This window comes from Cupriavidus basilensis (assembly GCF_000832305.1).
GTDB lineage: Bacteria > Pseudomonadota > Gammaproteobacteria > Burkholderiales > Burkholderiaceae > Cupriavidus > Cupriavidus basilensis_F.
This window is the reverse complement of the sequence record NZ_CP010537.1, coordinates 1621927-1648017: the sequence shown is the minus strand read 5'-3', so window position 1 is coordinate 1648017 and position 26091 is coordinate 1621927. Positions and strand designations below refer to the sequence as shown.

24 protein-coding genes are annotated in these 26091 nt (G+C 65.6%); 11 read left to right on the top strand and 13 right to left on the bottom strand.

Annotated features, from left to right (window positions below):
* Nucleotides 1-10: 10 nt before the first annotated feature.
* The 3 genes from phnE to phnC form a co-directional block, all read right to left on the bottom strand.
* The gene (phnE, locus tag RR42_RS28015; protein ID WP_043354777.1) at nucleotides 11-802 is read right to left on the bottom strand and encodes a phosphonate ABC transporter, permease protein PhnE; all 792 of its coding nucleotides are present in this window, start codon (nucleotides 800-802) and stop codon (nucleotides 11-13) included.
* A gap of 108 nt (nucleotides 803-910) precedes the next feature.
* Nucleotides 911-1903 (bottom strand): phosphonate ABC transporter substrate-binding protein, encoded by a 993-nt coding sequence (gene phnD, locus RR42_RS28010; RefSeq protein WP_043354775.1) that lies wholly within the window; start codon nucleotides 1901-1903, stop codon nucleotides 911-913.
* Nucleotides 1904-1972: 69 nt separating this feature from the next.
* Nucleotides 1973-2812 (bottom strand): phosphonate ABC transporter ATP-binding protein, encoded by an 840-nt coding sequence (gene phnC, locus RR42_RS28005; protein WP_043354773.1) that lies wholly within the window; start codon nucleotides 2810-2812, stop codon nucleotides 1973-1975.
* A 63-nt stretch (nucleotides 2813-2875) separates the two neighbouring features.
* Here phnC and RR42_RS28000 point away from each other — a divergent pair, with 63 nt between their 5' ends.
* The gene (locus RR42_RS28000) at nucleotides 2876-3187 is read left to right on the top strand and encodes a hypothetical protein (RefSeq protein WP_144409983.1); all 312 of its coding nucleotides are present in this window, start codon (nucleotides 2876-2878) and stop codon (nucleotides 3185-3187) included.
* Between the two features lie 23 nt (nucleotides 3188-3210).
* On the opposite strand, the gene RR42_RS27995 is transcribed toward RR42_RS28000, so the two are convergent.
* The 3 genes from RR42_RS27995 to RR42_RS27985 form a co-directional block, all read right to left on the bottom strand.
* Entirely contained in the window at nucleotides 3211-3501 is a 291-nt protein-coding gene (locus RR42_RS27995; RefSeq protein ID WP_043354772.1) for a type II toxin-antitoxin system RelE family toxin, read from the bottom strand.
* Nucleotides 3491-3745 (bottom strand): type II toxin-antitoxin system Phd/YefM family antitoxin, encoded by a 255-nt coding sequence (locus RR42_RS27990; protein WP_043354770.1) that lies wholly within the window; start codon nucleotides 3743-3745, stop codon nucleotides 3491-3493. Before RR42_RS27990 ends, RR42_RS27995 begins: the two co-directional genes overlap by 11 nt.
* Nucleotides 3746-3941: 196 nt before the next feature.
* On the bottom strand, nucleotides 3942-4592 hold the full coding sequence (locus RR42_RS27985; protein WP_043354768.1) for a VTT domain-containing protein: 651 nt from the start codon (nucleotides 4590-4592) through the stop codon (nucleotides 3942-3944).
* Between the two features lie 202 nt (nucleotides 4593-4794).
* Here RR42_RS27985 and RR42_RS27980 point away from each other — a divergent pair, with 202 nt between their 5' ends.
* Nucleotides 4795-5196 (top strand): OsmC family protein, encoded by a 402-nt coding sequence (locus RR42_RS27980; protein WP_043354766.1) that lies wholly within the window; start codon nucleotides 4795-4797, stop codon nucleotides 5194-5196.
* Between the two features lie 65 nt (nucleotides 5197-5261).
* On the opposite strand, the gene RR42_RS27975 is transcribed toward RR42_RS27980, so the two are convergent.
* Both RR42_RS27975 and RR42_RS27970 read right to left on the bottom strand, forming a co-directional pair.
* A complete protein-coding gene (locus RR42_RS27975; protein WP_043354764.1) occupies nucleotides 5262-6494 on the bottom strand; it encodes an alpha/beta fold hydrolase in 1233 nt (410 codons plus the stop codon).
* 317 nt (nucleotides 6495-6811) lie between these two features.
* On the bottom strand, nucleotides 6812-7729 hold the full coding sequence (locus tag RR42_RS27970) for a LysR family transcriptional regulator (protein ID WP_043354762.1): 918 nt from the start codon (nucleotides 7727-7729) through the stop codon (nucleotides 6812-6814).
* Nucleotides 7730-7824: 95 nt separating this feature from the next.
* Here RR42_RS27970 and RR42_RS27965 point away from each other — a divergent pair, with 95 nt between their 5' ends.
* The 4 genes from RR42_RS27965 to RR42_RS27950 all read left to right on the top strand — a co-directional run bounded on the left by RR42_RS27965 (nucleotide 7825) and on the right by RR42_RS27950 (nucleotide 14321).
* Complete coding sequence (locus RR42_RS27965; protein WP_043354760.1) at nucleotides 7825-11250, top strand: molybdopterin-dependent oxidoreductase; 3426 nt, start codon at nucleotides 7825-7827, stop codon at nucleotides 11248-11250.
* A gap of 43 nt (nucleotides 11251-11293) precedes the next feature.
* Nucleotides 11294-12286, top strand: a complete 993-nt coding sequence (locus RR42_RS27960) for an ornithine cyclodeaminase family protein (protein WP_043354758.1) — start codon at nucleotides 11294-11296, stop codon at nucleotides 12284-12286.
* Nucleotides 12283-13737, top strand: a complete 1455-nt coding sequence (locus RR42_RS27955) for a short-chain fatty acid transporter (protein WP_082055129.1) — start codon at nucleotides 12283-12285, stop codon at nucleotides 13735-13737. Before RR42_RS27960 ends, RR42_RS27955 begins: the two co-directional genes overlap by 4 nt.
* A gap of 179 nt (nucleotides 13738-13916) precedes the next feature.
* Complete coding sequence (locus tag RR42_RS27950; RefSeq protein ID WP_043354756.1) at nucleotides 13917-14321, top strand: FKBP-type peptidyl-prolyl cis-trans isomerase; 405 nt, start codon at nucleotides 13917-13919, stop codon at nucleotides 14319-14321.
* A 189-nt stretch (nucleotides 14322-14510) separates the two neighbouring features.
* On the opposite strand, the gene hfq is transcribed toward RR42_RS27950, so the two are convergent.
* Nucleotides 14511-14885 (bottom strand): RNA chaperone Hfq, encoded by a 375-nt coding sequence (gene hfq, locus RR42_RS37950; protein ID WP_052495028.1) that lies wholly within the window; start codon nucleotides 14883-14885, stop codon nucleotides 14511-14513.
* A gap of 349 nt (nucleotides 14886-15234) precedes the next feature.
* On the opposite strand from hfq, the gene RR42_RS27940 reads away from it, so the two are divergent.
* From RR42_RS27940 to RR42_RS27930, 3 genes are all read left to right on the top strand, one after another.
* Nucleotides 15235-16158: a LysR family transcriptional regulator gene (locus RR42_RS27940; RefSeq protein ID WP_043354754.1), complete on the top strand. Its 924-nt coding sequence runs from the start codon at nucleotides 15235-15237 to the stop codon at nucleotides 16156-16158.
* A gap of 799 nt (nucleotides 16159-16957) precedes the next feature.
* A complete protein-coding gene (locus RR42_RS27935) occupies nucleotides 16958-18007 on the top strand; it encodes an MFS transporter (protein WP_236702213.1) in 1050 nt (349 codons plus the stop codon).
* 53 nt (nucleotides 18008-18060) lie between these two features.
* Entirely contained in the window at nucleotides 18061-19245 is a 1185-nt protein-coding gene (locus RR42_RS27930) for a M20 aminoacylase family protein (RefSeq protein WP_052495027.1), read from the top strand.
* A gap of 135 nt (nucleotides 19246-19380) precedes the next feature.
* Here the strand turns inward: RR42_RS27930 and RR42_RS27925 are convergent, their stop codons facing one another.
* The 3 genes from RR42_RS27925 to RR42_RS27915 all read right to left on the bottom strand — a co-directional run bounded on the left by RR42_RS27925 (nucleotide 19381) and on the right by RR42_RS27915 (nucleotide 23139).
* Nucleotides 19381-19812, bottom strand: a complete 432-nt coding sequence (locus tag RR42_RS27925) for a hypothetical protein (protein WP_043354752.1) — start codon at nucleotides 19810-19812, stop codon at nucleotides 19381-19383.
* The gene (locus RR42_RS38920; RefSeq protein WP_082055128.1) at nucleotides 19812-20831 is read right to left on the bottom strand and encodes a M35 family metallo-endopeptidase; all 1020 of its coding nucleotides are present in this window, start codon (nucleotides 20829-20831) and stop codon (nucleotides 19812-19814) included. Before RR42_RS38920 ends, RR42_RS27925 begins: the two co-directional genes overlap by 1 nt.
* 670 nt (nucleotides 20832-21501) lie before the next feature.
* The gene (locus tag RR42_RS27915) at nucleotides 21502-23139 is read right to left on the bottom strand and encodes an acyl-CoA synthetase (protein ID WP_043354751.1); all 1638 of its coding nucleotides are present in this window, start codon (nucleotides 23137-23139) and stop codon (nucleotides 21502-21504) included.
* A gap of 159 nt (nucleotides 23140-23298) precedes the next feature.
* Between RR42_RS27915 and RR42_RS27910 the strand changes: the two genes are divergently transcribed.
* Both RR42_RS27910 and RR42_RS27905 read left to right on the top strand, forming a co-directional pair.
* Nucleotides 23299-24054, top strand: a complete 756-nt coding sequence (locus RR42_RS27910) for a Crp/Fnr family transcriptional regulator (protein WP_236702212.1) — start codon at nucleotides 23299-23301, stop codon at nucleotides 24052-24054.
* A 152-nt stretch (nucleotides 24055-24206) separates the two neighbouring features.
* Nucleotides 24207-24854, top strand: a complete 648-nt coding sequence (locus RR42_RS27905) for a hypothetical protein (RefSeq protein WP_043354750.1) — start codon at nucleotides 24207-24209, stop codon at nucleotides 24852-24854.
* A gap of 207 nt (nucleotides 24855-25061) precedes the next feature.
* Here RR42_RS27905 and dmpG read toward each other — a convergent pair whose 3' ends face one another.
* Nucleotides 25062-26078 carry a 4-hydroxy-2-oxovalerate aldolase gene (gene dmpG, locus RR42_RS27900; RefSeq protein WP_043354748.1) on the bottom strand — a complete coding sequence of 339 codons (1017 nt, stop codon included), beginning with the start codon at nucleotides 26076-26078 and terminating at the stop codon, nucleotides 25062-25064.
* Nucleotides 26079-26091 lie beyond the last annotated feature (13 nt).

The window sequence follows — 26091 nt, the reverse complement described above, 5'->3', positions numbered from 1 at the left end:
GAGGCCGCTGTCAGACCAGCGCCTTGCGGATCCGGGCGGACAGCAAATCGATGACCGTGACAAAGCCAACGATGATGATGATCACCGCGCAGGTCTCGGCATACTGGAAGCTGCGGATGATCTCCCACAGCACGGTGCCGATGCCGCCCGCGCCGACGATGCCTAGCACCGTGGCCGAGCGCACATTGGATTCGAAGCGGTACAGCGCATAGGAGATCCACAGCGGCAGCACCTGCGGGATCACGCCGTAGACCACCTCTTCCAGCGCGCTGGCGCCGGTGGCGCGCACGCCTTCCACGGGGCGCGGGTCGATGGCCTCCACGGCTTCCGAGAACAGCTTGGCCAGCACGCCGGTGGTGTGCACCCACAGCGCGAGCACGCCGGCGAAGGGGCCTAGCCCCACCGCCACGATAAACAGCATGGCGAACACCATCTCATTGATGGCGCGGCAGGCGTCCATCACGCGGCGCATCGGCTGGTAGACCCAGGCCGGCACGATATTGGCCGAACACGCCAGCCCCAGCGGCACGGCAAACACGATGGACAGGAAGGTGCCCCAGATCGCGATCTGCACGGTCACCAGCATCTCGTCCAGGTAGATGCGCCAGTCACGGAAACTGGGCGGGAAGAAGTCGGCAGCGAATTTCGCCATGTTGCCGGAATCCCTCCACAGGTCGAGCGGACGCATGTCGGCGCCCTGCCACGACATGGCCAGCAAGGCGAGCACCACCGCCCAGACGAACATGACAGGCAGGCTGGCACGCGGCGCACGGACGGCACGAGGCGGAGTGGCTGGGATCATGGTGGAGTTGGCGGAAGAATGCATGGATACTCGGGCTAAGGCTAAGGCTAAGGTGAGGCGACGCTGCGCGGCCCGCCCCGGCTTTGGGGCGGGCCGACGATGGGCGCGTTACTGCGCGCTGGCGGCGATCTTGTCCAGCGCAGCCAGCTTGCTGCTCAGGTCGGCAAGGCGCTTTTCCTTGTCCGGCGCGGCCATCGTGGTGTCGGACTCGATCTTGGCCTTCTCACGGGCCAGCTCGATCTGGCGGATCGGCACCAGCTGGTTGTCGTTGGACGCGCGGAATCCCTGGTAGGTCAGCTTGGCGAGGTTCTCCTTCTCGCGCGCGGCATCGGCACCCTTGCCGTAGTTCACGAAGAAGGTCTGCACCTTGGCCTTGACATCGGCCGGCAGGTCCTTGCGGTAGACCAGCGGATCCGCCGGGATCAGCGGCGACTTCCACAGCACGCGTACCTGGTCATAGGCGTTCTTGCCGGTGTTGATGCGGTAGCGCTCCATGTTCTCGGTGTTGTTGACCGCCACGTCGACCTGTTTGTTCAGCACCGACAGCAGGTTGGTTTCGTGATTGCTCACGCGCACCGTCTTGAAGAAGGTCTTCGGCTCGATCTTGTGGGCGCCCCACAGGTAGTGGCCCGGCACGGCGGTGCCCGAGGTGGAGTTCGGATCGCCCGCGCCGTAGCTCAGCGACTTGCCTTGCTTGAGCACGTCATCCAGCGTCTTGAGGTTGCTGTCCTTGTTGACGATCAGGAGCGACCAGTAGCCCGGGTTGCCGTCCTTGTCGATCACCGAGGCGAACACCTCGCCGCTGGCGCGGTCCACCGCTTCGATGGCGGACTTGTTGCCGAACCAGGCGATCTGCACCTTGTTGAAGCGCATGGCTTCGATGATGCCAGCATAGTCGGAGGCAAAGAACGGCTTGACCTGCACGCCCAACTGCTTGCTCAGGTCATCGACCACCGGCTGCCAGGCGGACTTCAGGTTGGACGAGGTTTCCGTCGAGATAAAGCCCATGTTGAGGACCTTGCCTTCCTGGGCAAAGGCGGGCAGCGAGAGCGCGCCAGCGGCGCTCGAGACGATCAGGGCAAAAAGGGTTCTGCGCAGCATGAGGGAACTCCGAGGAAAAGCCTTGTTGGGGGTGTTTGCGGGAAACATTGCGAGGAAATCCGGGGTCAATCAGGCCGCCGCCAGGCCGCCATGCGGCATGGCGGGCGCGGCAACTTCCAGCCCCGCGCCATCGGGCAACAGCTCGGCGGCTTGCGTGCCATACAGCTCGCGCAGCATGGCGGGGGTGAGCGCGGCGGACGGGCCGTCGTAGACCACCTTGCCGTGGCGCAGCGCGACCACGCGCGGGCAATAGCGCATCGCCACATCCACCTGGTGCAGCGACACCACCACCGCCACGCGGCGTGCCCGGTTGATCTGCGCCAGCAACTCCATCACGCGCCGCGCGGATTCGGGATCCAGCGAAGCGATCGGCTCGTCGGCCAGGATCACCCGCGCGTTCTGCACCAACGTACGGGCAATGGCCGCGCGCTGCTGCTGGCCGCCCGACAGGGTGGAGGCCCGCCGAAAGGCATAGTCGTCTATACCAACCTGGGCAAGCGCTTCGAGCCCTGCGTCGATCTCGCCGACACGGAACAAGCGGATCAGGCTGCGCCACAGCGGCACGCGCGGCAGCATGCCGGTCAGCACGTTCGTGATCACCGGCAGGCGGCCCACGAGGTTGAACTGCTGGAACACAAAACCGATCTCTGCCCTTGCCGCGCGCACATCACGCGCCAGCCGGCCGCCTTGCTGGATGGCCCGGCCATTGACCCGCACCTCGCCAGCGCCGCCCGCATCGGCAGCGACAAACCCCGCCACGTGGCGCAGCAACGTGGACTTGCCCGAGCCCGAGGCACCCAGCAGCGCCACCATTTCACCAGGGGCAACGGCAAGGCTCACGTCATCCAGCGCCTTGCGTCCCGCCTGGAACGACTTGGACAGGCCGCGCACTTCAATCGCATGCGTCATCCCACACTCCTTGCATCAACAGTGAGCGCATTCTGGGTGGTGCGGATGACAAAACGATGAAGGTTGGAGAGCAATCTCGAATTGGGAGGCCCGCCGGGCTGCTGGGCTGCTGGGCCACACTGGCAACCGGGCGCGATGGGGGTGCTGTGGCTGCCCACCCGGCGAGCGGCGGGATACGGCCTGGCACTGCTGACGCTTGCGGTCACGCCTGCCAATGTCTACATGTGGCAGCACCCCGAGCTATTCCCGAAGATTCCGCCGAGCCTGCTGGGTATCCGGCTGGTGGTGCAGGTGTTGTTGCTGGCGTGCATCTTGTGGAGCACGAGCCGGCAGGATGATGCAGTTGCCACGCGAGATGGAAAATGCGAACCATAGGCCGGGCATAAACAAGGTGACCGCTATCGCCTCACACCGGCCCGGCGATACGCCTCACTCTTGTCCCGTCGTCCAACAGCGAGCACTAGCACAGTGACGGTACGATCGTTGACCTCGTACACCAGCCGGTACCCGGCATCGCGCAGCTTGATCTTGTAGACGTCTTTCATGTCCTTGCCGCTGAGCTTGGCAGACTGCACCCGGGGTTCGGCCAGACGTTTCTCGAGCTGTTTTCGAAACTGATCCTTGATCGACGCATCGAGTCTCTTCCATTCCTTCAAAGCGTCTTCGTGAAAGGCGAGCTCATAACTCATCCAGCGACACCTTTACGGACTTCCCGCCGCGACGCTGCCGAACGATTTCTGCAAGCTCGATGTCCTCGAGCCTGTCCATGAGTGCTTCGAAAGCCTGGGCGGGAACCAGGTATGCGGCCGGGCGATTGTGATTGAGGACTGCCACGGGTTCGTTACCGGCCTCCTCAATGATGGCACCGGGGTTGCGGCGAAGGTCCGTGATGCTTACGGTCGCGGTAGCGTAGATGGCGCGTGTGACAGTCATATCTTTGGGTTGCCTGGTGTAGCGGGTTCCAATCAGACTGCATGGACAGGCTTGCAGTCCGTTTATTACCCGTAATAAAGCACATAATTTAGCACAAAAATATGTGTACTTTTTGTGTTAACGATCCGCCACTGGAGGCCGGGCGACCCGAGACTTTTCATGTCCATGCTTGCGCGCCGCCGCAAGCGCGAACAACTCACCCCCGCGCCCCCTGCCTCCCCTTCACCGCCCGCCACGCACTCGCCACCACCAGCGACCCCAGCCCAAGCGCAAGCCCAAGCAGGACGATGGCGCTCATGTGATCGCGCACCAGCGGCACATTGCCGAAGAGATAGCCGCCGGCCAGCAGCGACACCACCCACACCGTAGCGCCAGCGCTCGCGGCCAGCGCGAAGCGCGTCGCGGACATGGCGGACACGCCCGCAACGAAGGGCGCAAAGGTGCGCACCACGGCGACGAAAGGGGACAGCAGCAAAGTCAGCCCGCCGTGGCGCTGGTAGAAGTCATGCGTCCTGCGCAGTGCGTCGCGATTGATCCATCGGTAGCCGCCCGTGAACACGCGCTCCCCGATGGCTTTGCCGATGGCGTAGTTCAGCAGGCTGCCGGCCACTGCGGCGATCAGCAGCACCGGCAGCAGGATCCATAGCTTGAGCGCGCCCGCCGCGCAGAACGCGCCACAGAGGAACAGCAGCGGGTCGCCTGGCAGGAAGAACAGCGGCAACAGCCCGATCTCGCAGAACACGATGGCGAACAGGATGCCGTAGACCAAGACGCCGTATTGCGCGATGGCAGGGCCAAGATGCTGGTCGAAATGCAGCAGCAACGGCAAGACTTGCGATGCTTCCATGCGCGCCCCTGATCTTGAAGTGATGGCTACAGTGTAGGCGTGCCCTGGCCACCGCGGACCTCGGATAGCTACGGTGCCCTGGCCCCCAATGCCGATGACAAGCGGGAATTATGCCGAGAAGAGCCTTTCCCTGCGGCGCGCACCCGCATAATATCGGGCACAATCCGCACAATCCTCTGCACCAACAACCCTAGGAAAACCCATGTCAAACTCCCAAGCCACCGCCCGGATCGGCTCGGCCGATGCCAACTACCTTGTGCACCTGCAGGCCGGCAGCCACGCACTGGTCGGTGACGAGTCCGCCGGGCTGGGCGGCACGGACCAGGGCCCGCCGCCCTTTGCCTTCGTGCTGTCCGGGCTGGTGTCCTGCACCGCCATCACGCTGAAAATGTATATGCAGAGAAAACAGTGGCCCGTGGCTGATGTGGAAGTCACGGCAGTCTTCCAGGGCAAGGATGAGGCACGCTTCATCCGGCGCGAAGTCCGGCTTGGCGGCGTGGAACTGGGCGAGGCCGAGCGCGAGCGGCTCGCGCAGATCTGCGAGCGCACGCCGGTGACGCTGTTCCTCAAGGGTGCGTCAAGGATCGAGACAACCTTCCTCTGAGAAGCCCCCGGGCAAAACCGGAAGGGACAGCCCGCAGGCCGACTCGTCCGGTTCGCGCCGGCGGCCTACCTGGCGGCAGTCGCCGCCAGATGGGTCCGCACCACCACCTCCGAATGCAGGGTCCGGTGGACCGGGCACTTGTCGGCGATCTCCATCAGCGCCGCGCGTTGCGCCTCGTCCAGCGGGCCGCGCATGGTGATCTCCCGCTCGATCCAGTCGATCTTGCCTTCGGTGGTGGAGCACTCCGCGCTATCGGTCGCGTGGATCTTCTCGTGGCGCAGCGTCACGGCCACGTGTTCCAGTGGCCAGCCCTTGCGATCGGCATACATGCGCATGGTCATGGCGGTGCAGGCGCCCAGCCCCGCCAGCAGCAAGTCGTAAGGCGCAGGCCCGCCATTGAGGCCGCCAAACGAAACGGGCTCGTCGGCCAGCAAGTGATGAGGCCCGGCGGTGATGCGCTCCTGGTACTTGCCGACGTGGCTTTCCTCCACCCGCACCAGCCCTTCCTCGGCCACCGCGGCCGGCACATCCAGGGCATCGATGTCGAGATAGCGCTGGCTCCATGCCGCGATGGTGTTGGCCACGTAGACGGCATCGGCCTTGCGCGTGAGCAGGTGATCGGCGCGGTCGAGCGAGACGAAGCTCTTGGGGTGCTTGGCGGCAATGAAGATCTGCGTGGCGTTGTCGATGCCGACGGTGTCGTCCTGCGGCGCATGCATGACCAGCAGCGCCTTGCGCAGCTTGGCTACGCTATCGAGCAGCTTCTGCTCGGCCACGTCTTCGATGAATTGCCGCTTGATCTTGAACGCACGGCCGGCGAGCCGGACCTCGGCCTGTCCATCGGCCTCGATGCGCGCGGCCTGGTCGCCGAACAGGCCGACCACATGGCTCGGATCGCTCGGCGCGGCGATGGTGACGACCGCCTTGGCTTCGGGGATGCCGTGCGCGGCGCTGAGCACCGCCGCGCCGCCCAGGCTGTGGCCGATCAGCAAGGCCGGCGCCCGGTGATGCTGGCGCAGGTAGTCCGCCGCCGCCAGCAGGTCGGCCACGTTGGACGAGAAATTGGTATTGGCGAAATCGCCGCCGCTGCCGCCAAGGCCGGTGAAATCAAAGCGCAGCACGGCGATGCCGTGCGCCGTCAGCGCCTGCGCGATACGCGTCGCCGCCAGCACGTCCTTGCCGCAAGTGAAGCAATGGGCGAACAAGGCAAAGGTGCGCACCGGGCCAACTGGCAAATCCAGCCGTGCGCTGAGTTGCTGACCATCACTTCCCGGGAACTGCAGGCGCTGGGCTTCCATGGGTATCCTCATGCTTGACGCGAACTGTATGAGGTTCCCACTCTAGCCAAGTTTGCCGCCGTGTGCCACTGGCGCCGCATGGCTGTCCGCGCACAACACGCAGTAGCGCCGGCAAGCTTGCCATTCATGGCGAAAGAGCGTGGCCCCCAAGACCGGGGGCGCGCCCACGCCGAAGGTGCCGGACAGCTAGCAGGACACGCACAGCGTTTCCATCAAGGGGTACGAGCCAGTGGCGTCATTGGCGTGGCATAGCCCGATCAACCTGTGCAAGTCGGCAATCCGTCGCCGGCCACTGATCCTGGCATAGGCCCGCCGGCTCACATGCGTGCTTTCTCCCTGCCCTTGAGCGCACTGCGCAGGTAGTCCGCCAGCGCCACCACATTGCCCGCGGTGGCGGGTTCCCGCTTCCATACCAGCCCCACGTCCATCGACGGCACCTTGTCGGCAATCCCGCGCCGCACGATGCGCTGCCCCTCCAGCGACCACGGCCGGTAGACCAGGTCGGACAGGATGGCGATGCCGCGCCCGGCCGCCACCAGGCTGCGGACCGCCTCGATCGAGCAGCTCTGGTAGCGGACCTGGGGCGCCAGACCATATTGCCCCCAGTACTTGCCGACCGTGGCAATGTGCTCGTCCATGTCGAGCAGGATGTAGTCATGCCGCGCCACGTCCGCCAGGCCGATGCGGTCCGCCGTCATCAGCGGATGCTCGGGATGGCCCCATAGCTGCCTTGGCGAGCGCAGCAGCGTTTCGCAGGTGACATGGTCGAGCCCGGGCAGGTTCGAAACCAGCAGCAGGGCAATATCGATCTCGCCACGCAGGATGCCCCGCTCGATGTCATGCCGTTCCCGCTCCAGCAGCTCAAGCCGCAGCCTGGGGAATTTTCTCTCGATGGACTCTAGCAAGCCGGGCAGCACATAAGCCGTGATGGTTTCGGTCACGCCCATGCGCACCGTGCCCGCGATGTCTACCGGCGCCACGCTGACGGCTTCCACCGCATCCAGCACGGCGTCCTCGATCTGCTGCGCATGCCGCAGGAAACGCGTACCGGCTTCGGTAAGGCGCACGCCGCCGGCGTGCCGGGTGAACAACTGCACGCCCACCGCTTGCTCCAGACTCTTCAGGGAGGCCGTCATGGACGACTGCGATACGTGGCAACGAAGTGCCGCACGCGACACTTGCCCCGTCTCGGCGATGGCCACGAAATGCTGCAGTTGCTTTAGAGTGGGGAGCATCGATTTTTCCGATATTACTATGTCGAAATTATGAATTAGAAATACTTCCTCATCCTAGCTAGCATCCGGTCAGGAGACAAGATGCGGTGACAACCATGATTCAGGAAGACAAGCGCGGCTACTGCACGTTGTGCCGCTCCCGATGCGGCACGGTGAACGTGGTGGAGAACGATGCGCTGATCGCAGTGCGCCCGGACACCTCGCACCCCACGGGCAAGGCGATGTGCATGAAAGGAAAATCCGCGCCGGAGCTGGTCCATGGCGCCGACCGCGTGCTGTATCCGATGCGGCGGACCACGCCCAAGACCGACGCGGATCCCGGCTGGCAGCGCATTAGCTGGGAGCATGCCCTGGCCGAGGTTGCGCAGCGCCTGCTCCAGGCCAGGTGCGAGGGCGGCGCCGAATCGGTCGCCTTTGCCGTCACCACGCCGAGCGGCACGCCGCTGTCCGACAGCATCGACTGGATCGAGCGGCTTATCCGGCTCTTTGGCAGTCCCAACACCTGTTACGCCACGGAAATCTGCAACTGGCACAAGGACTATGCGCACGCCTTCACCTTCGGCTGCGGCATGCCGACCGCGGATTACCGCAACGCCGAACTCATCGTGTTGTGGGGCCATAACCCGACCAACACCTGGCTGTCGCAGGCCGAAGCGATTGGTGCCGGCAGGGCCGCCGGCGCGAAGCTGCTGGTGGTAGACCCCAGGCAGACAGCGCTGGCTGGCCAGGCGGAGCAATGGCTGCGCGTGCGGCCGGGCACGGACGCCGTGCTCGCCATGGCGATCGCCAACCTGCTGATCGAAGCCAATGCGTTCGACCTGGCCTTCGTGCGGCAATGGACCAATGGCCCCTTGCTGGTGCGCAGCGACAACGGGCGCTTCCTGCGGGGCCGCGACCTGGGGCTGGCCGACGGCGATGCCTACCTGGCCTGGGACGCCCATGCCGGACAAGCCCGGCCGTCGTCGACGCTGACCGGGCGGGATTTCGAGCATGTCGCGCTAAGAGGCACTTTCGAAGTGGGCCACGCCACAGGCACGGCCACGCTCGCTTGCCGACCCGCCTTCGACCTGTATGCCGGCGAATGCGCCCGTTACCCCGCTGACGTAGCCGAGCGGCTCACCTGGGTGGCGCAGGCGGATATCCGCCATGCGGCAAGCCTGTTCGGCTCGGCCAGGCGCGTGGCCTATCACGCCTGGTCCGGCGTTGGCCAGCATGACAACGCAACCCAGACGGACCGGGCAATCGCGTGCCTCTATGCCTTGACCGGCAGTTTCGACAAGCCGGGTGGCAACCGGATCTTTCAAAAGCCCCCGTACAACCCGGTCAACAGCTTCGACCTGCTGCCGCCGGCGCAGAAGAGCAAGGCACTGGGCTATGACGCGAGGCCGCTCGGGCCGCCCGCGCAGGGATGGGTCACCGCGCGCGACCTTTACCGGGCGATCCTGCACGCGCAGCCCTACGCCGTGCGCACGCTGATGGCATTCGGCACCAATCCCCTGCTCTCGCAAGCCGATGTGGACGACGGCGAGCGCGCCCTGCGCAGCCTGGACTTTTATGTCCATTGCGATCTGTTCGAAACCCCCAGTTCCCGCTACGCCGATATCCTGCTGCCGGTCAACACGCCGTGGGAGCGCGAGGGACTGCGCATCGGTTTCGAGATCTCCGCCGAGGCCGAGCAACTGGTGCAGTTGCGCCAGCGCATGGTGTCGCCGCGCGGGGAGTCGCGCTCGGACAACGACATCGTGTTCGATCTCGCCGTCAGGCTGGGCATGGGGCAGGCGTTCTTTGGCGGCAGCCTGGAGGCGGGATGGAATCACATGCTCGCCCCGTCAGGGTTGACAGTGGACAAGCTGCGTGAGCAACCGGAAGGCATCCGCGTGCCCGTTGCCGACGTGGAGCGCAAGTATGCGGGCCGGCCGCGCGCTCGCGCCTTCAACACACAAACGGGGTTGGTGGAGTTGTACTCCGAACAGTTGCTGCGCCACGGCTATCCGCCACTGCCACGCGCCGGCCAGTGCCCCGAAGAAGCAGACGACGCTGCCGGCGACGCCTATCCTTTCGTCCTGACCTCGGCCAAGAGCGGCTACTACTGCCACAGCCAGCATCGCGGGCTGCCCTCGCTGCGGCGCCGCGCGCTGCAACCCGAAGCGGAAATCCCGGCCGCGCTGGCAGCCGCGCGCGGGATTGCCAGCGGCGATGCGATCCGGGTGACCACGTCCATGGGCAGCACAAGGTTTATCGCCAAGATCCGGGAAGGCCTGCATCCCCGCGTGGTGGTCGGCGAATTTGGCTGGTGGCAGGGCTGCGATGCGCTTGCGCAGACCGCGCTCGGCGTCACGGGCGAGAACAACAGCAACTACAACGGCTTGATCGCCGCGGACAGCATCGATCCGGTCAGCGGCTCCGTGCCGCTGCGGGCCTACCGCTGCAACGTCGAGCACGACCCGGCCTTCGATGTGACGCGCCGCCGGTGGGACGGCTATCGCGCCTTTCGCGTCGCGAGCCTGGTGAAGGAAGCGCGCGAGGTCACGTCGGTATGCCTGGAACCCATCGATGGCGGCGGCTTGCCGGACTTCCTGCCGGGCCAGCATGTGACGATCAAGCTCACCGTGCCGCCCGCCGGCGAAGAGATCGTACGCTCGTATTCGCTGACCGGCCCCGCCGTCTTGCCGATGCGGCGTGGCTACTCAATCTCCGTGCGCCGCGCGGCGGGCCTGACCGATACCGGCGAGGCCGTGTTCGGGCGCGCTTCGTCGCATATCAACCTGTGCCTTGCGATTGGCGACATCGTCTCGCTGCGTTCGCCATCCGGCACCTTTGTCATGCCGGTGCGCACCCGGCGCCCACTGGTGCTGCTGGCCGGCGGGATCGGCATCACGCCGTTTGTCAGCCTGCTCGAATCGCTGGCCGGGCTCGCTGATGCACCAAAGATACTGCTGTTGTACGCGAACCAGAACGGCCTGGCCCATGCGTTCCGGTCACGCATCCTGGCACTGCGGCACACCTTGCCGACGCTGGAAGTCGTCAATTTCTACGACAGTCCCGCGCAAGGCGACGTACCCGGCGTCGACTACGACGTGGCCGGACGCGTCAGCGCCGAGCATGTCCCGGCCGGACTGCTCGGCCAGCGCCCGCTCGTCTATATGTGCGGCCCCGCGCCAATGATGACCGCCTTCGCCAACGCGCTGGCCGAGCGTGGCGTGCCGCGCGCCGACATCTTGCGCGAAGTGTTCCGCTCGCCCGAACGCGTGGCGGCCGGGCCAGGCCAGCAGTTCAATGTGGTGTTCGCCAGGTCCGGCACCACCGGCACCTGGCGCTCGGCGGACGGCCCACTGCTGGGCTTCGCTGAAAAGCTCGGCCTGGCACTGCCCAGCGGCTGCCGGGTCGGCCAGTGCGAGAGCTGCGCGGTTTCCGTCGTGTCGGGCCGCATCCGGCACCTGCACGGCGAGGAACCCGACGATGCCGGCATGTGCCTGGCGTGCCAGGCCGTGCCTGCCAGCGACATCGTGCTGAACGCATGATCGCGCCCGCCGCCGCCCTTCTTCCAACCCCACCCAAGCCAACATGTTGATACTCGACTCCGACACCACCCGCGCGCTGCTGCCGTTCGCCAAACTCGTGCCTGCCCTGCGCGACGCGTTTATCCGCGGCTGCGAGGTCCCGCAGCGCCACAGCCATGTCATCGATACGCACGGCGCGGCGCCGGGGACAATGCTGCTGATGCCCGCCTGGCAGGCCGACGCCTATCTCGGCGTCAAGACCGTGACCATCTACCCGGGCAATACGTTGTCCGGGCTGCCGGGCTTGTACTCGACCTACCTGCTGCACGATGCGTGCACCGGCAAACCGTTGTCCATGATCGATGGCAACGAGATCACGTCCAGGCGTACCGCCGCCGCGTCGGCGCTGGCGGCCTCTTACCTGAGCCCCAATTATGCTTCGTCGATGCTGGTGCTCGGCGCGGGCCGCGTAGCCAGCCTGCTGCCCCAAGCCTATCGCGCCGTCAGGCCGATCCAGCGCGTTGCCGTCTGGGATATCAACGCGAGCCAAGGCGAAGCGCTGGCGGCAAGATTGCGGGCCGACGGCTTCGAGGCGCGCTTTGTCGCGACGATCGCCGCCGCCTGCGAAGACGCCGATATTGTGACCTCCGCCACGCTCTCCACCTCGCCGCTCGTGCAGCGCGCGTGGCTCAGGCCCGGCACCCACCTGGACCTGATCGGCGGCTTCACGCCGGCCATGCGCGAGGCCGACGACGGCTGCTTCGAGTCAACCGCCGTCTTCGTCGACACCAGCGAAGCCGTGCTCAAGGCCGGCGACCTGCTCCACCCGATCGAAGCTGGCGTGCTCAAGGCCACCGATATCCGGGGCACGCTCGCGGACCTGTGCCAGCAGCGCCATCGCGGCCGCACGGATGACACGGAAATCACCGTCTTCAAGGCTGTCGGCACCGCGCTGGAAGACCTCGCGGCCGCCGTCATGGCTTATGAAGGATTCGAAGGCTTGCCGCGCACCACGCCGCGCGCAGAAAGCCATGGCAATGTAAGGAGACAAGCATGAAAAGCACCCCCCTGCCCCTGAACGCAGCCAACCACCCGGACCACCCGGGCCGCGGCGGACTGGAGCGTCTGGCCGTCAAGGTCACCGACTGGTCCGAGCGCTGGTTCCCCGACTCGTATATCTTTGCCGCCATCGCCGTGATCGTCGTGGCGCTTGGCGCGATGGCCATCGGCGCGCCCGCGCATGGCGTGGCCCGCGCATTTGGCGACGGCTTCTGGAGCCTGATCCCGTTCACCATGCAAATGGCGGTGGTGGCCATCTCGGGCTATGTCGTGGCGGCCTCGCCGCCGGCTTCCCTGCTGATCGAGCGGCTAGCCGCCCTGCCGCGCACAGCACGCGGCGCCATCGCCTTTGTCGCGCTGGTCAGCCTGCTGACCTCCCTGCTCAACTGGGCCATCAGCCTGATCTTCAGCGGGCTGCTGGTGCGGGCCATTGCACGACGCACCGGGCTGCGCGTGGACTATCGCGCGGCCAGCGCCGCCGCCTACCTGGGAATGGGCGCCACCTGGGCACTGGGCTTGAGTTCGTCCGCAGCGCAGTTGCAGGCCAATCCCGCCAGCCTGCCCAAGTCGCTGCTGGATATCACGGGCGTGATTCCGTTTTCGCAGACCATCTTCCTGTGGCAATCGATGGCGATGACAGCCGTGCTGATCGTCGCTTCCTTGCTGGTAGCGTATTTTTCAGCGCCGGCGGGCGAGCGCGCGCGCACCGCGCAGGACATGGGCGTGGATATCGACGATGCCGGCGATGGCATTGGCCGCCCCACGCGCCCCGGCGAATGGCTGGAATACAGCCCCTTGCTGACCCTGCTGATCGTGGCCCTCGGCGCCGGTTGGCTGGTGCATGAATTCACCACCAAGGACCCGATCCTCGCGATCTCCAACCTCAACACTTACAACTTCCTGTTCCTGATGCTGGGCATGCTGCTGAACTGGCGTCCCAAGCGCTTCCTGCGCGCCGTGGCCAGGTCCGTGCCATCCACCGCCGGGGTGCTGATCCAGTTTCCGCTCTACGGCGGCATTGCGTTCATCCTCACCAAGGCAGCCGGCATGGATGGCACGACGTTGTCGCACCACCTGGCATCGGCTTTCGTCTCGGTCGCCACCAAGGATTCGTTCTCCGCGGTGATGGGCGTCTATTCCGCCGTGCTGGGCTTCTTCGTGCCATCGGGCGGCGGCAAATGGGTCATCGAGGCACCTTACGTGATGCAGGCTGCCAATGAACTGCAAGTCCACCTGGGCTGGGCGGTGCAGGTGTACAACGCCGCGGAGGCGCTGCCCAACCTGATCAACCCGTTCTGGATGCTGCCGCTGCTGGGCGTGCTGGGGATCCGGGCCAAGGACGTGGTCGGTTTTACTTTCACCCAGTTGCTGGTCCACGCGCCGCTTGTGCTGTTCATGCTGTGGGCCTTTGCTGCGACGCTGCCTTACAGTCCGCCCGTCATGCCTTGATGCCTTGATGCCTTGATGCCTTGATGCCGTGGCGCCTTGCCCTTGAGTGGCTTGGCAGGACTGGCGGCCACGTCGACGGCGGCAGACATTCCCGGAGGGATTCCATTCCCGGTTTAAGATGCTGGTTTTCCCGCCGGCGCGACCGGCCGACTTTCCCCCTCCACTCTGCCAGCACACACATGAAGAAGATTGCACTGCTAGTTGCCGCCCTGGGCATGGCGTCCATCGCCCACGCTGCCGCCCCGGCCGCGGAAACCCTGCCGTCCGGCATGTCCATCCAGACGCTTGTCAAGGGCACCGGCGCCACGCCGAAGGCCTCCGATGTGGTCAAGGTGCATTACCGCGGCACGCTCACCGACGGTACCGAGTTCGACAGCTCCTACAAGCGCGGCCAGCCGATCTCGTTCCCGCTGAACCGCGTCATTCCCTGCTGGACGGAAGGCGTGCAGAAGATGCAGGTCGGCGGCAAGGCCAAGCTGGTGTGCCCGGGCCCAACCGCCTATGGCGCGCGCGGCGTGCCCGGCACGATCCCGCCGAACGCCACGCTGAACTTTGAAGTCGAGCTGCTCGGCATCGGCAACTGACGGCAACTGACGCGACGCGGCCTCACCGCATTTCGCAAGGCCCCGGCCTCCTGGCCGGGGCACGATGGACACGATTCCAGCACCACTGGCAAGCAAGGCACGCCCGCCGGATTCGCACACAACGGTTCCGGCAATGAACGGGTCAGGCGGAACGTAGCAGGCCGCCCCGCCCGGCCAGGACGGCCAGCATTACTCGCCTGAACCGCCTGGCGCCATGGCGCGGCGCTTGCGCGTGACCACCAGGGGTGCCTGGGCATTGCCTTCCGAAGACACACGCGGCGGACGAGGGCCCGAGCCCGGCGTGCGCGGGCCTGCGCCGGGCGGACGTGCGCCGCCACCGCCGCCGGGAGGACGCGTGCCGGTATCGAGCTGGATCGTCGAGATGGCGCGCTTGTAGATGGTCTGCATGCCGCCGGGCGTGCTCAGCATCACCACGAACGCGTCGAAGGACTCGATGGAGCCGACGAGCCGGATGCCGCTGACCAGGTACACCTGCACACGCTTGCGCTCTTTGCGCGTGGTGTTCAGGAAGGAGTTTTGCGGGTTGGTGTCGTCAAGCTGCATGGGATATTGAGAGTAAGGCAGACGAAGCGCTGCGAGAAAAAGATGGCTACTGCGGCGCAGCTTCGTCGGCGGTGCACCGATGCACAATATCGGTGCGCACGCGCTAACGCAAGATGAATCAGGCACGCCGGGATGGCAGCGCATCATCATTGCTTGCAGTGGCTAGACTTGCCATTCTAGCGCAAGCCGGATGCAGTTCCCCGCGCAAAGAGCATGCCAACGGTTCCGGCGCCCGGTTGAAAGCCACCTCGAGGCCACCTCGCACGCCGATCACAACGCCAGGCTGCCATTCTTTCGCGCCGCCCGCTTTGCCATTAACATGTCCGCCCACCATCCAGCAGGCCACCACATGAAGCTCAACCAGCTGCGCGCCCTGGCCGCCGTTGCCGAAACCGGCAGCATCCAGGAAGCCTCGCGCATCCTTCACCTGACGCAGCCCGCGCTGAGCAAGGCGATCAAGGAGCTGGAGAGCAGCGTGGGCGCTACCTTGTTTGTGCGCTCGAGCAAGGGCGTGCAGCTCACGCCCTACGGGCAGCGGCTGGTCTCGCACGCGCGGCTGATCAGCGAGAATGTGCGGCGCGCGCGCGAAGACCTGGAAGACATGAAAGGCACGGTGCAAAGCGAGATCACCGTGGGGGTGACGCCGGTCACGGCGCTGATGCGGCCGATGGCGGCCTGCCTGGGCACCTTCCGCCGCGAGTTTCCGAACGCCCGGCTGCGGGTGCTGGAAATGCGTCCGGCGCAGTTGCTGGAGCACCTGCGCGAGGGCACCATGGATTTCGCGGTGACCTCGCAGTTGCTGCCGCTGGATCGCGGGCTGGACTGCACCCAGGTGTGCCGGCTGCCAACCGTGATCGGTGCCCGGCGCGGGCATGCGCTGCGCGCGGCACGCTCGGTGCGCGTGCTGCAGCAGGCGGACTGGCTCGCGCTGGACCCGCTGTCCGATGCCAGCTCGCCTTTTCATCAGTTGTTCGCGGCTAACGGCCTGGCTGTGCCGGCCCGGGTGGTCGAATGCACATCGATGGGCTTGGCGCTGGACCTGTGCTGGCAGGTTGACACCCTGATCCTGCTTTCCAGCGAGTCGCTTGGCAGCAAATACATCACCGAGCGGATGGATTTCATCGAAGTCGCCGAGCCCGTGCCCGACCGCATCATCTCGCTGGTCTCGCGCGACCGGCATGTGCTGACGTGGGCGGCAGCGCGCTTGCACGACGCCGTGCTGCAGGCGCTGGCGGATCACTACCCGCCACCGCGCAGCACCGCCGCCCCCTGACCGAACGGCATGCGCCGGCAGCGCGCATGCTGGCCACGCCATGCCCCAACACTGCGCGGGCGCAGCATGAGGCCATCCGCCGTCCGCAAAAAACCAATAACAATCAATAAGTTACGCACCACAGCCAAATCGAAGGGCAATAAAGGCAAGCGAGTTGCCCCACTGCGCGCGCCGCCGCGAAGATAGCGCATCACGCCGATTCTGGTGTGCCATGCCAGGCGAGCGAGGCGACGGGATTGGAAGCCAGCGGCAATGGCAGGAGCACACGCGGCAAGCCCCCGTGGCGTGCGGGCCGGGCACGTCAGCAGCACCGGGTACCTTGCCGCGCCCTATGTGCCGACAGGGAGCGGCCCGGTCGTGGTGGCCGGCGGCGCCGCGCCCTGCGGCCGGGCTCTGATTCCCAATGCGCATACCCATGAAAAAAAGCGAAGTGCTTATCCCTCGCTCGGCCCCTAACATGCCCCCACACCGAGAGCAACGGGGCCACGCCGCACCCATTGCCCGTCTACCCCACCCGAGGAGGACCGCATGACCGCTGCCCACACCGCGCCAGGCCATCCGGCCGGCGCCGCACCCGCCAGTCACGCCACTGGCGCCACGGCCGCCCGCCCGCACTCGCGCCGCGCCATCGTTGCCGCCGCCATCGGCAACGGGCTGGAAATGTACGACTTCACGGTCTACAGCTTCTTTGCCGCCACCATCGGCAAACTGTTCTTTCCGTCCAGCAGCCCGCTGGCATCGTTGCTGCTGTCTTTCGCCACCTTTGGCGTCGGCTTCGTGATGCGCCCCCCTGGGCGCCGTGCTGATCGGCAACCTGGCCGACCAGCGCGGCCGCAAGGCGGCGCTCACGCTCACCATCGTGCTGATGACAGCGGGCACCGCGCTGATCGCCTTCACCCCCACCCATGCCAGCATCGGCGTGGCCGCCACCGTGCTGGTGGTCATCGGCCGGCTGCTGCAAGGCTTGTCGGCTGGCGGGGAAATCGGCGCCGCATCGGCCTTGCTGCTTGAGTCCGCCAGCAAGCGCAACCGCTGTTTCCTGGTCAGCTGGCAAGCCGCCACGCAAGGCGGTGCCGCGCTGCTGGGCGCGCTGACGGGTGCCGCGGCATCGGCCTTGCTCAGCCCCGACGCCATGCTTGAGTGGGGCTGGCGCCTGCCGTTCATGCTTGGCCTGCTGATTGCGCCGGTGGGCATGTATATCCGCCGGCACCTGCAAGAAACCCACGAAGGCGGCAGCGCGCATGGCGGCGTCGGCACGGTGTTCCGCGAACATGGCCGCACACTGCTACTGGGCATGCTGCTGATGACCGGCAGCACGTCATCCATGTACATCATGGTGTTCTACATGCCCACTTACCTGGTGAGCGCCCTGCACATGCCACCTGTCACCGCCTTCCTGGCGGCATGCACGGCAGGCGCTGCCATGCTGGTGATGGCGCCCTTGTTCGGCCTGCTGGCCGACCGGCTGCCGAGCCGCAAGCCCCTGCTGTTTGCCGGCGGGCTGACTTCGCTGGCGCTGGTCTACCCCAACTTCACGCTGCTGTCCGCAGGCCCCAGCCTGCCGCTCACCATGGCGCTGATCGGCGCCGCCGTGACCCTGGGCTCGGTCGGCAGCGGCGCGGGTGCCGCCCTGATGATGGAAGCGCTGCCGCGCCACCAACGCGCCACCGGCATGTCGGTGATGTACAGCTTTGGCGTGACCGTGTTCGGCGGCTTCGCCCCGCTGATCGTGACCTGGCTGATCAGCGCCACGGGCAGCAACATGGCGCCCGCCGGATACCTGATCACGGCCTCCTGCATCAGCCTGAGCGCGCTGGCGCTGTTCCCCAGCCACCCTGGCCGCGACTGACCCGTGGCGCAAAAACCCATCCCATCCGAAATCACGACACACACCCTGCAGCCATGACAAATCACCCCGGAAACATCCCGCCGGCACTGACCGAATCCGCCAAGCGCTTCGCCGAAGTGCGCCACCGCATCCACGCCCACCCGGAGCTGGGCGCCGACGTGCCACGCACCGCCGAAATGGCCGCCGCGCTGCTGCGCGAGTGGGGCTATAGCGTGCACACCCTGGGCGGCCACGGGCTGGTGGCGCAACTGAAGGTGGGCAACGGCGCGCGCACCATCGGCATCCGCGCCGACATGGACGCGCTGCCGCTGCAGGAGCGCACCGGCCTGCCCTATGCCAGCCAGGTAGCAGGCCGCATGCACGCCTGCGGCCATGACGGCCACACCGCCACGCTGCTGGCCGCAGCCGAGTACCTGGCCGCCACGCGCCACTTCGACGGCACCCTCAACCTGATCTTCCAGCCCGACGAGGAAGGCATGACCGGCGCGCTGGCCATGATGAACGACGGCTTGTTCGAGCGTTTCCCCTGCGATGCGATCTACGCCTTTCACAATGCGCCCGGCCTGCCAGTGGGCATGGCGGTCGTGCAAAGCGGCCCGATGGGCGGCTCCTCGGACCGCGCCACGATCACGTTCCGCGGCAAGGGTGGCCATGGCGCCATGCCCCACCGCGCCACCGACCCCACGCTGGCCCTCGCCTCGACCGTGGTGGCGCTGCAAGGCATCGTGGCGCGCAACGTGGCGCCGGTCGACGCCGCGGTGATCAGCGTGGGCGAGATGCAGGCCGGCAGCACCTACAACATCATCCCGGAGACCGCAACGCTGAAGCTGAGCGTACGCGCCACCGTGGCGGAGGTGCGAGACCTGCTGGAGACCCGCATCCGCGAGGTGGTGACGCACCAGGCCGCCTCGTGCGGCGTGGCGGTGGACATCGCCTATGAGCGCCTGGCGCCCGCGATCTGCAATACCGTGGAAGAAACCGCCATCGCACGGCAGGCCGTGGCCAGCGTGCTGGGCAACGACAAGGTCATCCAGGTGCCGCCCTCGATGCAGATGGGCAGCGAGGATTTCGCCTGGATGCTGGAGAGGATGCCGGGCTGCTATTTTGCGCTGGGCAATGGCACCGGCGAGTGGGTGGGCTGCTCGGTGCACAACGATGGATATGATTTCAATGACCAGCTGATTCCGCTTGGCGCTGCGTGCTGGGTGGCGCTGGCCGAAGGCTATCTGCGCGCCTGAGGCGTCAACATGGCCCGCCTGCCCACTTTCTCTCACCATGGCCTTATCCGAGGCCATGGTGAGAGCATCAGGGATATCCGCCTGCAGGCGGGTACGTCGACCCAGGGGGCACGCCCCGTACGCACGGGAAACAGCTCACCGGCTCGCTTTGTCGCAGCATGCGTGCGGGCATCGCGGATTTACAGCGATCGTAACGGTGTTCAGGAACGTAGCGGCATCCCCTGGTGAGACGTGGCGGTTGTCGATATCGCGAATCTCTGGCTGGTGGATGTCGGCGCCGTTGATATCCATGCGCTCAAGCAGATCAGCAAGCCAGCGTGCACGTGCTTCGGCAAGCTTCCTGGAGATTCCGGCGCTCTCGTTCTGCCACAGCGACATGAATACCTCAAAGCCCGCAGGAAACGCTTGCCGCGTATCACTGCGCCACGCGGCCAGCCGAGCAATTTCGGGAGCAGAGAGCTTCGCGGCCCCACGCTCGAAGATGGGTTCGTGCGTCAGGAATGCAGGGCGGCAGGCATATGCAGGCATCACACAAAGCAATACGAATGCAACGAGCAGCTTTTTCATCACGGTTTCCATGCTGGCGGCCTGTAGCTCCAATTTGGGATGTTCGTCACGTAGTACGCGATGTTGTCTGCATTGACGATGCAAAACTGATCGCGCGCTTTGGCCCGAAGCCTTGACAGGAGAATGTTGTACCACTTGTCTTCAGAGCTCATCGCCTCCGGAAAGTGTGAAACCTCATGAATGAGTACTGTTAGCTTACTATCATTATCGAAGGGGATTCCCTCTGGGCTATTCTGCTCGTGATCCAGATGGCAGAATTTTGGGCCGACAAAAATGGTGTAGGTGCCATCCGGCTTGCAAACACTCGCGGTAGCTTCAATCTCCCCATCGCGGGCACGCGGTACACACCCCACGCGCCGGAGTCCCTCTTCTGAATGACGTTCAAAGTTCTTTTCGCGCAAGCTTCCCATGATGTCACGGATTCTGGTCAACCCATCGCGTAGCGTTTGCCGCGTATTGCCAGCCGTGTGACCGAACCACAGGATCACCTTGTCCTGGTCTGCTTGATTCCACCGCGACAACTCGAAAAGCCGATCACTCAGCAGCCGTACCGCCTTGTCGCGTAGTTGCATCATGGTTGCATGAAATTCGACGTTGCTCATGTTTGGGCAAATCAAGCTCTCGTCCTCGACGTATTGTTGATTTTGCATATCCTCAACAAGCTTGTTCGATGCATCCGGGCCTAGATTGCTTGTTGGTTTGATCGGTGCCGCACCGCGGTATCCTCCTCGGTTCACCTCGATGGTGAAGTCACTCTGTGAGGGAATAACAAACGGCTTTGTTGAACAGTTGCAGAAGACTCGTGCTCCGCTTACAAGCACCTGCTTGCCGTCTATGTCGAAGGCCGGGTAGCAGTCGTTCATCACAGGGCCACCAGCCTTGCAAGCAGGACAGGTTGCATAGTCACCTTCGACACCGAACGTTACGTTGTGATGGAAAGCGCTTTGACCGGTAGCGATGAGTATGCCATTCGTGCTTGTTTTATCTCCATTGCGGAGTGCGTTGCGAGTTTCAGCCATTGGGCCTCCAAGTCATCCGTGCTAGCAGTGAATACGTTGAACAGTCCCTCTCCCACGCGGCTGTTGCGGGCGAGGCCTTGCTTTCGATGTAGACGTCAAAAAAAGGGGGGGAGGAAGGTAGACCGAGACGCTATCGCCCTTTCAGGCTTCCCCGGATCTGGGTATTCGCACGATGCACGGCGGCTCGCCCTTCGCCAGCTTGTTGCGGACGAGGATAAACACGCCTGGTGAGCCGTGGAGGACGCGCCCGCAAGAGCGAACGCTCTTGATCTGTTGCGACAATGCTGCTCCTTTTGAGTTGAATGCTAGCTAGCTTCACCCAAAAGGACGCTCAATGTCATTGGGAAAATTCCGAAAAAATGCAAGGAATTTTCAGAAAGAAGCCCCGCGTTGCTGGGGCAGGGATAGCTAAAGGCCAGCGCAATAGACATCCCATCCGGCTACCCTGCCGCGCCGCTACGGCAGGTGGTCATCCCTGCCATATGCCAACTCAACTTCGGCCCGGACCTCTTGGGCAAGGACCGGTTATCGGGCAATGTGTGGCCCGCCACGGACTTGCAGGTACAAGTCACCCTCTCCAGCTTGCGGGAGAGCAGCCGTGAGCAGAGGAGGTGGCAGCCGCCTTCATTGCAGACGGCTCTGGCGCATCTCGCGGCTTCGGACAAAGCCCTTACACGTCGATCGCCGCATCCGACTTGACCTTCTTGCGCAACTCGAACTTCTGGATCTTGCCCGTCGATGTTTTGGGCAACGGCCCGAAGTACACCGCCTTGGGCACCTTGAAGCCCGCCAGCAGGGTGCGGCAATGGGCGATCAGCTCGTCGGCCGTGGCGCTGGCGCCATCCTTCAGCTCCACGAACGCGCAGGGCGTCTCGCCCCATTTCACATCCGGCTGGGCCACCACTGCCACGGCCAGCACGGCGGGATGGCGATAGATCGCGTCTTCCACTTCCACGCTGGAGATATTCTCGCCACCGGAGATGATGATGTCCTTGCTGCGGTCCTTGATCTTGACGTAGCCGTCCGGCGTGCACACGCCCAGGTCGCCGGTATGGAACCAGCCGCCGGCAAATGCCTCGCGCGTGGCCTTCTCGTTCTTGAGGTAGCCCTTCATGCAGATGTTGCCGCGGAACATGATCTCGCCGATTTCCTCGCCGTCCGAGGCTACCGGTTGCATGGTGTCCGGGTCCAGCACGGCCACCTCCGTCTGCAGGTGGTAGCGCACGCCCTGCCTTGCCTTCTTGGTGGCGCGGTCCTCTTGCGACAGGCTGGCCCAGTCGTCCTGCTCGGCGCATACCGCGGCGGGGCCGTAGGTTTCGGTCAGGCCATAGACATGGGTCAACGCGAAGCCCATGGCCTCCATCTGCGCCAGCACCGCGGCGGGCGGCGGCGCACCCGCGACCATGCCGCGCACCGGGCCGCGCACGCCATCGCGCCAGGCCAGCGGGGCGTTGACCAGCGCGGTATGCACGATCGGCGCGGCGCAATAGTGCGTCACGCCCTCGTCGCGCATCAGGTCGAACACCAGCTTGGGCTCGAACTTGCGCAGGCAGACGTTGACGCCGGCGCGTGCGGCGATGGTCCACGGGAAGCACCAGCCGTTGCAGTGGAACATCGGCAGCGTCCACAGGTACACCGCGTGCTTGGGCAGGTCCCACTCCAGGATGTTGGAGATGGCGTTGATGGCCGCGCCGCGATGGTGGTAAACCACGCCCTTGGGGTCACCGGTGGTGCCCGAGGTGTAGTTGAGCGCGATCGCATCCCACTCGTCAGCGGGCATCTGCCAGGCGAACTCCGGGTCGCCCGAGGCCAGCAGGCGCTCATAGTCGGTCTCGCCAAAGGCCGGGGCGTCCTGCGGGCCGAGCGCGTCCAGCACCGCCACCACCTTCAGCCCGGGAATCTCGTTGGCGATCTGCCGCGCCACGTCGGCAAACTCGGTATCGGCCAGCAGCACCCGCGCTTCGCCATGGCGCAGCATGAAGATCAGGTTGGAAGCATCGAGCCGGATATTCAGCGCATTGAGCACCGCCCCCGCCATCGGCACCCCAAAGTGCGCCTCCACCATGGCAGGCGTATTGGGCAGCAAGGCCGCAACGGTATCGCCCTTGCCCACGCCCAGGCTGGCCAGCCCGCTGGCCAGGCGCCGTGCCCGCGCGTAGGTGTCGCGCCAGTTCTGGCGCACCGGGCCGTGCACGATGGCCAGCCGGTCGCCATACACGCTGGCCGCGCGCGCCAGGAAATCGATGGGTGTGAGGGGAACGTGATTGGCCGGGTTCTTGCCCAGGCCGGTGTCGAAATCGCTTGGCATTGCCGTAGTCTCCGCATGCGCCGGTTGTGCGGGTATTGGCCCTCAGGATGAGCCGCGCGCCGCCGGTCGCTGTTACTTTTCACCGTGCAAGGCTATCATCACACAGGACCAAGCTCTGTCGTCCGGATGACAATGCCCGTGCCGGGCCAAGCCGAAATCATGACCAGCCTGCCCGCAGCCACGCCCAGATCGCCTCCCCCTCCCCCCGCAGATATCACGACACCGCCGCCCGGCGCCGGGCATGCCGCCCTGCTTTCCCGGCATGAATGGTTCGCCGCACTCGCGCCCAGCCACCAGGCGCTGGCAGCGCGGCAGGTGGTGGTGCAGGATTTTGCCGCCGGCGCCTTCGTCGCGCACCGTGGCGAGCCGTCGCGCTACTGGATCGGGGTGGAGACCGGCCTGATCAAGCTTGCGGTCTACACGCCGGACGGGCGCGGTTGCACCTTTTCGGGGGTACCGGCGGGCGGCTGGTGCGGAGAAGGCAGCGTCATCAAGCGCGAAGCGCGAAGATACGATGTGATCGCCATCCGCGATTCCCGCCTGGCGCTGGTGCCCGACACAGTGTTCCATACCCTGCTCAACGAAAGCTTGCCGTTTGCCAGCTTCGTGGTGCGCCAGTTGAACGAGCGCATGGGCCAGTTCATCGCCACCGTGCAGAACGAGCGGCTGCTGAGCGTCGATGCCCGCGTGGCGCAGGCGGTTGCCCAACTCTTCCACCCGGCGCTGTACCCCCGTACCAGCTCGGTGCTGGAGCTGTCGCAGGAGGAGATCGGCCTGCTGACGGGGCTCTCGCGCCAGCGGGTCAACCAGGCGTTGCGGCGCCTGGCGGCGGAGGGCATGGTCGATTTGTCGTACCAGAGCATCCGGGTGACCGACCTTGAGCGTTTGCGTCACTTTGGCCTGTCGGAGCTGTAGGCAGCGGCCCTAGCGCAGCGGTCGCGGCCATGGCCGGCGTTAAAACCCGCCTTCGCCATCGTGAAACTCACTGGCCGCGCGAAGCCGTACAATGCGATCTTTCCCCTGGCACCGCGCCCGATGCGCGCCAGCCTGCGTCACCTGAGCTTCGCATGGCCCTCGTCAGCAGCACCGATCTGCGCCTGTCTCACCTGCGCTTTCCCTTTGCCGTGCGCGTCGCCGCGCTGCACGGCACCGCGCGCCTGCGCGACGCGAACGCGCGGCGGGAGGTAACGCCTGGCAACCCGTTCGTGGTGCCGGCGTTTGCGTACTTCGACTGCGACCTGCTGCCAGCGCCGGGGCAAAGCACTGCCATCACGCTGCAGCAAGTGCCGGACGACGCATGCCCGCGCATGACCCTGGCCACCCTGCCGGGCTGCCCGTGCCATTCGGAGAAACACTGGTCACGCGCGCTTGCCGGCGAGATCTTCGGCCAGCCTCGGCTACCGTGGAATGCGGCACTGGTGGCGCAGCAATGGGAAGTCACCCCGCGGCTGGTACGCGCACGGCTGTTCGCCGAGGGCGAGGCGCTAGGCGTGCTGCTGCGCGAGCAGCGCGTCGCGCGCGCCGTGTACCTGCTTGCGGGCAGCAGCGGCGTGCGCACCGATTGGCTGGCCGCGCAAGTGGGCCTGGGCAGCGTTGCTGCGCTGGCCTGCGCTTGCGCGAACACGCTGGGCCCTGCCGCGTTGAGCCTGCTCGAACCTGGCGACAAGCGCGGAACCCCGCCAGGTCCGGCGCCGCGCTTGCACCTGGCGGCATAAGAGGCCGGGTCCTGGCGGTGGCCGTGCACTCGCGGATCTTCCGCTTCGTGCTGTCGGTGGCGCTGCCGATCAGCTTGTAAAAACCGGCGGGCTTTGTAAAAAGGGCGGGCAAGACCCTGGCTAGCGGCATTCCCCGGGCATCCGCCGCCGCAAAACCCTCCCATGTGGCGCCAGCGCACAGCCGTGGCACGCGCCTTGCGCCTTTCCCTAACGCGCCTTCAGCAAATCCAGCGCCACGTCGACGATCATGTCTTCCTGCCCGCCCACCATGCGCCGGCGACCCAACTCGACCAGCACGTCGACGGTCTTCAGGCCGTACTTGCTCGCGGCGGCCTCGCTGTGGCGCAGGAAGCTGGAGTACACGCCGGCATAGCCCAGCGCCAGCGTTTCGCGGTCGACCCGCACGGGACGGTCCTGCAGCGGACGCACGATGTCATCGGCCGCGTCCATCAGCTTGTACAGGTCGCAGCCGTGGTCCCATCCCATGCGCTCGGCCGCGGCGATAAAGACCTCCAGCGGCGCGTTGCCAGCGCCGGCGCCCATGCCGGCCAGGCTGGCGTCGATGCGGTCGCAGCCTTCTTCCACCGCGACGATGGAGTTGGCCACGCCCAGGCTCAGGTTGTGGTGCGCGTGCATGCCGGTCTGCGTTTCCGGCTTGAGCACCGCCTTGAAGGCACGGAAGCGGTCGCGGACATCGTTCATGGTCAGCGCGCCGCCGGAGTCCACCACATAGCAGCAGGTGGCGCCGTAGCTCTCCATCAGCTTGGCCTGCGCGGCAAGGTTCTGCGGCGTGGTCATGTGGCTCATCATCAGGAAGCCGACGGCTTCCATGCCCAGATGGCGCGCGTACTCGATGTGCTGCCGCGAGACGTCCGCCTCGGTGCAATGCGTGGCCACGCGGACAATGCGCGCACCGGCATCATAAGCAGCCTTGAGGTCGTGAACGGTGCCGATGCCGGGCAGCAACAGCGTGGCGATCTTTGCGTGCTTGACCACGCTGGCCACGGCCTCGATCCATTCCAGGTCGGTGTGGGCACCAAAGCCATAGTTGAAGCTGGATCCCTGCAGCCCATCGCCGTGGGCCACTTCGATCGAATCGACCTTGGCGTCATCCAGCGCCTTGGCAATTTGCCGGGCCTGCTCGACGCTGTACTGGTGGCGCACGGCGTGGCTGCCGTCGCGCAGCGTCACATCGGAAATGTAGATCTTCTTTTGGCCTTGCATGGCAGGCACTCCT

Coding starts and splice junctions, on each gene's coding strand:
- RR42_RS27965 (WP_043354760.1), top strand. CDS start 7,825: ATGATTCAGGAAGACAAGCGCGGCTACTGCACGTTGTGCCGCTCCCGA.
- RR42_RS27985 (WP_043354768.1), bottom strand. CDS start 4,592: ATGGAAGCATCGCAAGTCTTGCCGTTGCTGCTGCATTTCGACCAGCAT.
- phnD (WP_043354775.1), bottom strand. CDS start 1,903: ATGCTGCGCAGAACCCTTTTTGCCCTGATCGTCTCGAGCGCCGCTGGC.
- RR42_RS27925 (WP_043354752.1), bottom strand. CDS start 19,812: ATGAAAAAGCTGCTCGTTGCATTCGTATTGCTTTGTGTGATGCCTGCA.
- phnE (WP_043354777.1), bottom strand. CDS start 802: ATGATCCCAGCCACTCCGCCTCGTGCCGTCCGTGCGCCGCGTGCCAGC.
- RR42_RS27960 (WP_043354758.1), top strand. CDS start 11,294: ATGTTGATACTCGACTCCGACACCACCCGCGCGCTGCTGCCGTTCGCC.
- RR42_RS27990 (WP_043354770.1), bottom strand. CDS start 3,745: ATGACTGTCACACGCGCCATCTACGCTACCGCGACCGTAAGCATCACG.
- RR42_RS38920 (WP_082055128.1), bottom strand. CDS start 20,831: ATGGCTGAAACTCGCAACGCACTCCGCAATGGAGATAAAACAAGCACG.
- RR42_RS27970 (WP_043354762.1), bottom strand. CDS start 7,729: ATGCTCCCCACTCTAAAGCAACTGCAGCATTTCGTGGCCATCGCCGAG.
- RR42_RS27915 (WP_043354751.1), bottom strand. CDS start 23,139: ATGCCAAGCGATTTCGACACCGGCCTGGGCAAGAACCCGGCCAATCAC.
- RR42_RS27980 (WP_043354766.1), top strand. CDS start 4,795: ATGTCAAACTCCCAAGCCACCGCCCGGATCGGCTCGGCCGATGCCAAC.
- RR42_RS27910 (WP_236702212.1), top strand. CDS start 23,299: ATGACCAGCCTGCCCGCAGCCACGCCCAGATCGCCTCCCCCTCCCCCC.
- RR42_RS27940 (WP_043354754.1), top strand. CDS start 15,235: ATGAAGCTCAACCAGCTGCGCGCCCTGGCCGCCGTTGCCGAAACCGGC.
- RR42_RS27950 (WP_043354756.1), top strand. CDS start 13,917: ATGAAGAAGATTGCACTGCTAGTTGCCGCCCTGGGCATGGCGTCCATC.
- phnC (WP_043354773.1), bottom strand. CDS start 2,812: ATGACGCATGCGATTGAAGTGCGCGGCCTGTCCAAGTCGTTCCAGGCG.
- RR42_RS27995 (WP_043354772.1), bottom strand. CDS start 3,501: ATGAGTTATGAGCTCGCCTTTCACGAAGACGCTTTGAAGGAATGGAAG.
- RR42_RS27905 (WP_043354750.1), top strand. CDS start 24,207: ATGGCCCTCGTCAGCAGCACCGATCTGCGCCTGTCTCACCTGCGCTTT.
- RR42_RS27975 (WP_043354764.1), bottom strand. CDS start 6,494: ATGGAAGCCCAGCGCCTGCAGTTCCCGGGAAGTGATGGTCAGCAACTC.
- RR42_RS27930 (WP_052495027.1), top strand. CDS start 18,061: ATGACAAATCACCCCGGAAACATCCCGCCGGCACTGACCGAATCCGCC.
- RR42_RS27955 (WP_082055129.1), top strand. CDS start 12,283: ATGAAAAGCACCCCCCTGCCCCTGAACGCAGCCAACCACCCGGACCAC.
- dmpG (WP_043354748.1), bottom strand. CDS start 26,078: ATGCAAGGCCAAAAGAAGATCTACATTTCCGATGTGACGCTGCGCGAC.
- hfq (WP_052495028.1), bottom strand. CDS start 14,885: ATGCAGCTTGACGACACCAACCCGCAAAACTCCTTCCTGAACACCACG.